This window comes from Enterococcus sp. DIV1298c (genome assembly GCF_017316315.1).
Classification (GTDB): Bacteria; Bacillota; Bacilli; order Lactobacillales; family Enterococcaceae; genus Enterococcus_B; species Enterococcus_B mangumiae.
This window is the reverse complement of record NZ_JAFLWG010000057.1, coordinates 22,311-29,250: the sequence shown is the minus strand read 5'-3', so window position 1 is coordinate 29,250 and position 6,940 is coordinate 22,311. Positions and strand designations below refer to the sequence as shown.

At 39.2% G+C, this 6,940-nt stretch carries 5 protein-coding genes; 3 read left to right on the top strand and 2 right to left on the bottom strand.

All coding sequences use genetic code 11. The annotated features are described in order from the left end of the window. The first annotated feature begins 148 nt into the window (after positions 1 to 148). The 3 genes from JZO83_RS12720 (at position 149) to JZO83_RS12710 (ending at position 4,351) form a co-directional block, all read left to right on the top strand. The gene (locus JZO83_RS12720) at positions 149 to 619 is read left to right on the top strand and encodes a hypothetical protein (protein ID WP_206856216.1); all 471 of its coding nucleotides are present in this window, start codon (positions 149 to 151) and stop codon (positions 617 to 619) included. A gap of 142 nt (positions 620 to 761) precedes the next feature. Then, complete coding sequence (locus JZO83_RS12715) at positions 762 to 1,649, top strand: phosphate ABC transporter substrate-binding protein PstS family protein (protein WP_207115973.1); 888 nt, start codon at positions 762 to 764, stop codon at positions 1,647 to 1,649. A gap of 242 nt (positions 1,650 to 1,891) precedes the next feature. After that, positions 1,892 to 4,351, top strand: a complete 2,460-nt coding sequence (locus JZO83_RS12710) for a cation-translocating P-type ATPase (protein WP_207115972.1) — start codon at positions 1,892 to 1,894, stop codon at positions 4,349 to 4,351. A gap of 86 nt (positions 4,352 to 4,437) precedes the next feature. Here JZO83_RS12710 and JZO83_RS12705 read toward each other — a convergent pair whose 3' ends face one another. Then, entirely contained in the window at positions 4,438 to 6,192 is a 1,755-nt protein-coding gene (locus JZO83_RS12705; RefSeq protein ID WP_207115971.1) for an ATP-binding protein, read from the bottom strand. Beyond that, the gene (locus JZO83_RS12700) at positions 6,189 to 6,893 is read right to left on the bottom strand and encodes a response regulator transcription factor (protein WP_207115970.1); all 705 of its coding nucleotides are present in this window, start codon (positions 6,891 to 6,893) and stop codon (positions 6,189 to 6,191) included. The genes JZO83_RS12705 and JZO83_RS12700 overlap by 4 nt, the downstream gene beginning before the upstream one ends. Between the last annotated feature and the right edge of the window lie 47 nt (positions 6,894 to 6,940).

The window sequence follows — 6,940 nt, the reverse complement described above, 5'->3', positions numbered from 1 at the left end:
ATAAAATAATCAATTCTTTTTGGCAATATTCTGAATTAAATGAATAAACTCTCATTGCTTTATTCTTAAAAAACTAGTCTATCCCCTTAGTTTTTTTAGAGAATTAGAATATAGTATGATAGATGGAGTGTCTTTTGGGAGGTTTTTTATGAAAAAGAGAATAAAACTAGAACAATTGTATTTGTTCCTTTGGTTTTTCCCGATTTTTCTTTTACCTTTTACATGGGTGAATGCAGTAGTACAAGGTGCCGAGATTCTGGGCATCATCAACGGAAGTGGCTTTATTATTTCCAAAAATTTTCCAACCTTGACCCTTTTTTATTTTCTGATCAGTGTGAACTTGATCGTTTCAAAAACATTTATAAAGAAGTATAATTGGCATTTGATCCAGTTTTCGTCGATGCTCGTCTTTACATCGTATTTCTCGATGCTACCGAGAATCATCATCGGCCCTAATGGATTAAGTGAAAGTGGACTTAAAGATACAGCTTATTCTTCGATGTACTTTTTGACCATCAAACCTTGTTTTTATATAGCGATTGCTTCGTTATCTCTAGCAGTTGTTCTATTCTATTATACGGAGATCCGTGAAAAATCTTTATTAGCAGAAAAAATATAGATTTTTCTCAAACGTCCATTTCTCGGACGTTTTTTTATTTTACGAGATATTTACACAACTTAACAATAACTTTACATATTCAATATGTAGGATTTACAGTACCCTGATACAATCAATTTGTAACTAAGAAAGGGGCATACAAATGAAAAAAGTTTTATTTTCTTTAGGAGTATTAGGTTTTATCTTAGCTGGATGTGGTTCTGGTTCAGGAAGTACGGATGGATCAGCAGCAAACGACTCAGCTAGTTCGGATGATCAAGTAAAAATCGTAGCGGTCGGTTCAACCGCTTTGCAACCTTTAGTGGACGCTGCGCAAGAAATGTTCACACAAGATAACCCCAACTATCAAATCTCTGTCCAAGGCGGCGGAAGTGGAACAGGACTTAGCCAAGTTGCAGCAGGCGCTGTAACGATCGGAAACTCTGATGTATTTGCAGAGCAAAGAGATGGAATCGATGCGAGTGCATTAGTGGACCATCGTGTAGCAGTTGTTGGGATGGCCCCAATCGTAAATAAAGAAACAGGTGTTGAAGACATCACTAAAGAACAATTGATCGACATTTTCACTGGCGAAATCACTAACTGGAGTGAATTAGGTGGAGCAGATCAAGAAATCAACGTTATCAACCGTGCAAACGGAAGTGGAACTCGTGCGACATTTGAATACTGGGCATTAGATGGCGCAGTGCCAGTCCAATCTCAAGAACAAGATTCATCAGGAACAGTACGTCAGATCGTGGCACAAACACCAGGTGCGATCAGCTACTTGGCATTCTCATATTTGGATGATTCGACACAAGCATTAAAAATCAACGGTGTAGAACCAACTCCTGAAAATGTTTCAGACAACAGCTGGGAAATTTGGGCTTACGAGCATATGTATACAAAAGGCGAACCAGAACCAGAAGTGAAGAAATTCTTAGACTTCATGCTGACTGACGCAGTTCAAGAAGGACCAGTTAGAGACCTTGGTTACTTGCCAATCAGCTTGATGAAAGTTGAACGTGATGCAGAAGGTAACTTATCATAAGATCGTCAATTGTCCGATCTTTCAATCTAAATAACTATCATAACGACTACCATTGATCATTAAGCTTAGATTCTCGTTGAGAGTCTAAGCTTTTTTTGTTGTCAAAAGAACGTATCGTTCAATCTTCCTTTTCGTTTTTTTCCATATGACAGTTTTGAAAGAAGAATATCAGTTATATCTGAGGATTAATTTGACAAAATAACGTATGGTTAAAGAGTAGAAAAAAAGTTGAGGGATTAGTTATGAAAAGAAAAGAAAAACAACGAAAAATTCATGCACAGCAAATGTTGGAACAATTAGAACGTATCGATCCTAACACAAATGAAGGGTTGACAGACGCACAAGTACAAGAAAGAATACGTCTTGGTGCTGTCAATCAGGCGACTAACCCTACATTTAAAACGAACAAACAGATCGTTATGGAGAATGTCTTCACTTACTTCAATCTGATTTTTTTAGTCTTAGCCATTTTATTATGCGTTGTCAGTTCCTATAAAAATTTGACTTTCTTACCAGTTATACTAGCAAATACAGGAATTGCCATCTATCAAGAGATCCATTCAAAAAAAATCTTAGATCAGTTGAGTATGCTCCATGCCGCAACAGTCAAGGTGCTACGTAATGGGCAAGAACAGAAGATAAATATCGAAGAATTGGTTCTCGATGATCTGGTCATTCTAAAAACAGGAGACCAGATACCAGCGGATGGGAAAATCGTTGAGGGGAGTTTACAAGTCAATGAAGCGCTACTGACTGGCGAAGCAGATGAGATCAGCAAAGGGATCGGGGACGAACTGATGTCTGGTAGCTTTATCATTGCGGGTCAAGCGCTCGTTCAATTGACTCAAGTCGGAAATGAATCCTATATCGCTAAATTAACGATCCAAGCTAAAGAGATGGGGACTGGAGAACAGTCAGAGATGATTGCTTCATTGAATAGAATCATCAAATGGGTCGGGATCATTATTATTCCTATTGGACTGACTTTGTTTTCTCAAAGCTACTTTTACAATGGCAATTCGTTGAGAGAGAGTATTGTTTCGATGGAAGCAGCCTTGATCGGTATGATACCAGAAGGGCTCTACCTACTTACGACGATCGCCTTAGCTATGAGTGCCACTCGTTTAGCGAAACAACAAGTTTTACTTCATGACATGAAGAGCATCGAGACATTAGCACGAGTGGATGTCTTATGTGTCGACAAAACAGGGACGATCACTGAAAATGCGATGGATGTTCAGCGTGTGGTACTTTCTGAAAATCCTTTAGCGAAACAAACGGCGGAACAATTGAACGAATTGCTTGGTGATTATGCGCAAGCTATCGAAGCAGACAACGAAACGATGCAGGCAATCAAAAACTACTTCACGAAGCATTCGGACAAAAAAGCGACGCAGATCTTCCCGTTTTCTTCCGTTAGAAAATATAGTAGCGTGACATTTGGGGAGAAGTCATATGTTCTCGGTGCGCCAGAAATGGTCTTACGTGAAGCATTTCCAAATTATGCACCTGAATTCAACGCATACACAAGCCAAGGGTATCGTGTATTAGTTTTTGGGGAATATCAAGGTGTACTTTCACAAGAAGTTTTGGAAGAAGCAGTGATTCCTTTAGGCTATTTACTGATTGCCAATCCAATCCGACAAGAAGCTAAAGCAACGTTTGACTATTTCAAGAAACAAGAAGTGGCGATCAAAGTGATTTCTGGCGATAATCCAGCGACCGTTTCTCACGTAGCAACACAAGCGGGGATTATGAACGCGGAGCGATACGTAGATGTTTCTTCGTTAAGTGAAGAGGAATTTCCAGAAGCGATGGAAACATACACCGTCTTTGGACGTGTCAAACCAGAACAGAAAAAAGAATTTGTTCGTTTACTAAAAGAGAATCATACTGTTGCAATGACCGGTGATGGTGTCAATGATATTTTAGCGATGAAGGAAGCGGATTGCAGTATTGCGATGGCATCAGGAAATGAGGCGACTATGCAAGCGGCACAAGTCGTCTTGTTGGAATCAGATTTTTCTAAAATGCCAGAGATCGTCGGCGAAGGACGGCGCGTAGTGAATAATATCGAACGCTCTGCCAGTCTCTTCTTAGTAAAAAATATCTTTTCATTTTTACTCTCTGTTTTCTCTGTCTTGTTTGCCTTCACTTATCCATTGGAACCTTCACAAATCACCTTGATCAGCTTATTTACGATTGGTTTACCTTCCTTTTTATTGGCGCTGGAAGAAAATGAGAACCGCATCCAAGGTCGATTTATTGAGAATGTTTTGGAAAAAGCGATCCCTGGTGGTTTGACCGATATGATGGTCGTCGGTGCATTAGTTGTGGGCGGTTCGATTTTAAATCTAAACAAAACCGATACGTCAACAGCTTCTACGATGTTGCTGATCGTCGTTGGCTTTTTAGTCCTTTATAAAATCTGTCAACCATTGAATCAATTCCGCACAAGGATCATGCTATTTTGTGCAAGTGGTATCGTCTTTTCTGTCGTCTTCTTGCATAAATTGTTCTCGATTTCAGCCATCTCACCAGTTTCTATTTTATTAGTACTGATTCTCTTTTTTGCAGCGGAATCGATCTTTAGACAGTTGACTTTTTTCGTGGAAAAATATCTGCATTTAGATAAAATCGATGCGACACATACGAAAAAACGCTGGCGAAAAGTCTATGCCTCTTTAAGAAGAGGGAAGTAAAAAGTTACTGATAGTAAAGAGACAAAAAAGCGTCCCATTTCCGAAAACATTTCTGTTTTTTGGAGAGGGACGCTTATTATATTTTATCAATACTCACCTTGATTGATTTTAGGGATTGTGACAATAAAGGTAGAGCCGACACCAGGGTGACTCTCGATTTCAACTGTTCCATGTAGTAAGTTGACGTATTCTTTCACAATCGATAGCCCAAGTCCAGTACCACCGGAATGTCGACTGCGTGCTTTGTCCACACGGTAAAAACGTTCAAAGATCCGTTCTTGATCCTCACGATCGATACCAATACCAAAATCTTGTACAGAGAAAATCAGTTGCTCGTGACTTTCGTAGCGAATAATGATCTCACTTTCTTCTTTTGAATATTGGATCGCATTTTCAAACAAGTTTTTGATGATCGGATAAAGCAAATCAGGATGTGTCATAAAGGCATTGTTTTCGCCAAGCAGTTTGATCGTCAATTGCTTTTTACGGATCATCGGTTGATAGCTTTGGATCACTTGTTGGAAATAAGGCTCCATATAGATCGTTTGTGTTTCATGTAAACTATCTTCATCTTTTGATAACTGGATGATTTCTCGAATCAGTTTATCCAGACGAATCGCATCTTTTTGCATGATCAATAAAAATTCAGTCAGTGTTTCAGGATCTTCTTTTGCCCCGTCCAACAAAGTCTCAGTAAAACCGATCAAAGAAGTGACAGGTGTTTTTAATTCATGAGAAACATTGCCGACAAAATCTTTTTGCATTTTTTCTAAATGTCTGACTTTGGTCAGATCATACGCAACGCCTAAAATTTGGCCAGTTTCTTCTGAACTATTGAAATAACGCAAGCTGATATCAAGTGTTTGCGTACCGTCTGCAATCGTGACTTCTTGGTGGACGATCGGTTCAGCTGGAGACACTTGATGGATCAACTGGATCAATTTTGGTTCACGGATCACTTCCGTGTAATGTTGATTTTCTTGATAATCTTTCACACCTAAATGAACTTGCATCTTAGGATTGAGTAGTCGTAGTGTCGCATTGGAGTCGATAAGAAAAACACCGATCATCAATTCATTCAATAAGCTGTATAGTTGCTCTTCTGTTGTAGTATAGGCACGATACATTTTAGTCATTTGTTCACTCAAGCCATTGATCGTCTGGTATAATTCTTCCCATTGATCAGAAGTTTGCATGATGATCTCTGTCTGTTCTGGATTTTTGACCATCTTTTTCAAAACAGGGATCACCGTTTTGAGCGGTTGGTTCCTTTGATAGATCAGATAATAGATCATAAAGGTCAATAAAAGGAAGAAAACTAAGAAGAAGCCAAAGACCCAACGACGAAAACTTTCCGTTCGAGGGAGAAAGCCGCTTGTAGGTTCCGCAATGCGAATGATCGCTACAAGTTTGCCATTGACTTTTAGTGGCAAGGCAACATAAAGCAATTCTTCATTCAATGTATCACTTCTACGCAAAGAAGTACCAAGTGTGCTTCCTTCTAAAACCGCTTTGATTTCTGGTCGTGTTTTCCGTTGCTCATTCAAACCACGATCTTCTGTATCAAAGATGATTTTTCCAGTTTGATCGATCAATGTTACCCGCTCGTTGGATTGATGGACGAATTCTTCCAATACTGTTTTATTACTAGCGGAAGTAGGGTCATCAACGTCTAATTGACGTGCTAAGAGCTGGGCTTTTTTTGTCAAATAACTTTCTTGCTGTTCAATGATCTGTTGTTGGAAATAATGGGAGATGATCTGCCATCCACCAATAAATAAGCCAAGCAATAGGAGGAGAAAGAATAAGCGCTCGGAGAATTTTTTCCATTGTCTTTTCATCGTTTTGGTTCCTGGAATTTATAACCAAAGCCCCGAACAGTCAGTAAATATTTTGGATGCTTCGGATCACGCTCGATTTTTTCTCGTAAATGGCTGACATGGACATCCACGATCCGACTTTGTCCAGAGAAATCAAAATTCCAAATACGATCTAATAATGTATCTCGATCGATCACTCGATCTTTGCGTTTCATGAAATAAACGAGCAGCTCAAATTCTTTTGGCGTCAGTTCGATTGGCTGATCCTCGATCGTGACTTGATAGTTCGTCAAATCAGCTCTGATCTGTCCAATCGATAAATATTCTGGTTCAGCTTCATCCGGTTGTGTTTTTCGTGGTTCGATCCTACGAAAGATTGCTTTCATCCGTGCAAGGACTTCGCGTGGACTGAAAGGTTTTGTCAAATAATCATCTGCGCCGATCTCAAGTCCAATGATTCGATCGACTTGGTCATCTTTAGCGGTCAGGATCAATATCGGTGTTTCATTTTTTTCTTGACGGAGTTTTTGAGTGATCGCGATTCCGTCGATCGAAGGGAGCATCACATCTAAAATAATGAAATCATATGAATGTTCCAGGGCAAGATCAAGACCTTCTTGACCATCAGCGGCACTGGTTACTTTATAACCTTCTTTTTCAAGATTGAAAGTCAGTAATGTTACAATTGAGGGTTCGTCATCGACAACTAATACTTTTTTCATAAATTCTCCTTTTGATAAATTTCATCTCTTTTATTTTAGCACAGAAT

Bases quoted from the DNA above. Each gene is read 5' to 3' on its own strand.
- JZO83_RS12705 (WP_207115971.1), bottom strand. From the start codon at position 6,192: ATGAAAAGACAATGGAAAAAATTCTCCGAGCGCTTATTCTTTCTCCTC.
- JZO83_RS12710 (WP_207115972.1), top strand. From the start codon at position 1,892: ATGAAAAGAAAAGAAAAACAACGAAAAATTCATGCACAGCAAATGTTG.
- JZO83_RS12700 (WP_207115970.1), bottom strand. From the start codon at position 6,893: ATGAAAAAAGTATTAGTTGTCGATGACGAACCCTCAATTGTAACATTA.
- JZO83_RS12720 (WP_206856216.1), top strand. From the start codon at position 149: ATGAAAAAGAGAATAAAACTAGAACAATTGTATTTGTTCCTTTGGTTT.
- JZO83_RS12715 (WP_207115973.1), top strand. From the start codon at position 762: ATGAAAAAAGTTTTATTTTCTTTAGGAGTATTAGGTTTTATCTTAGCT.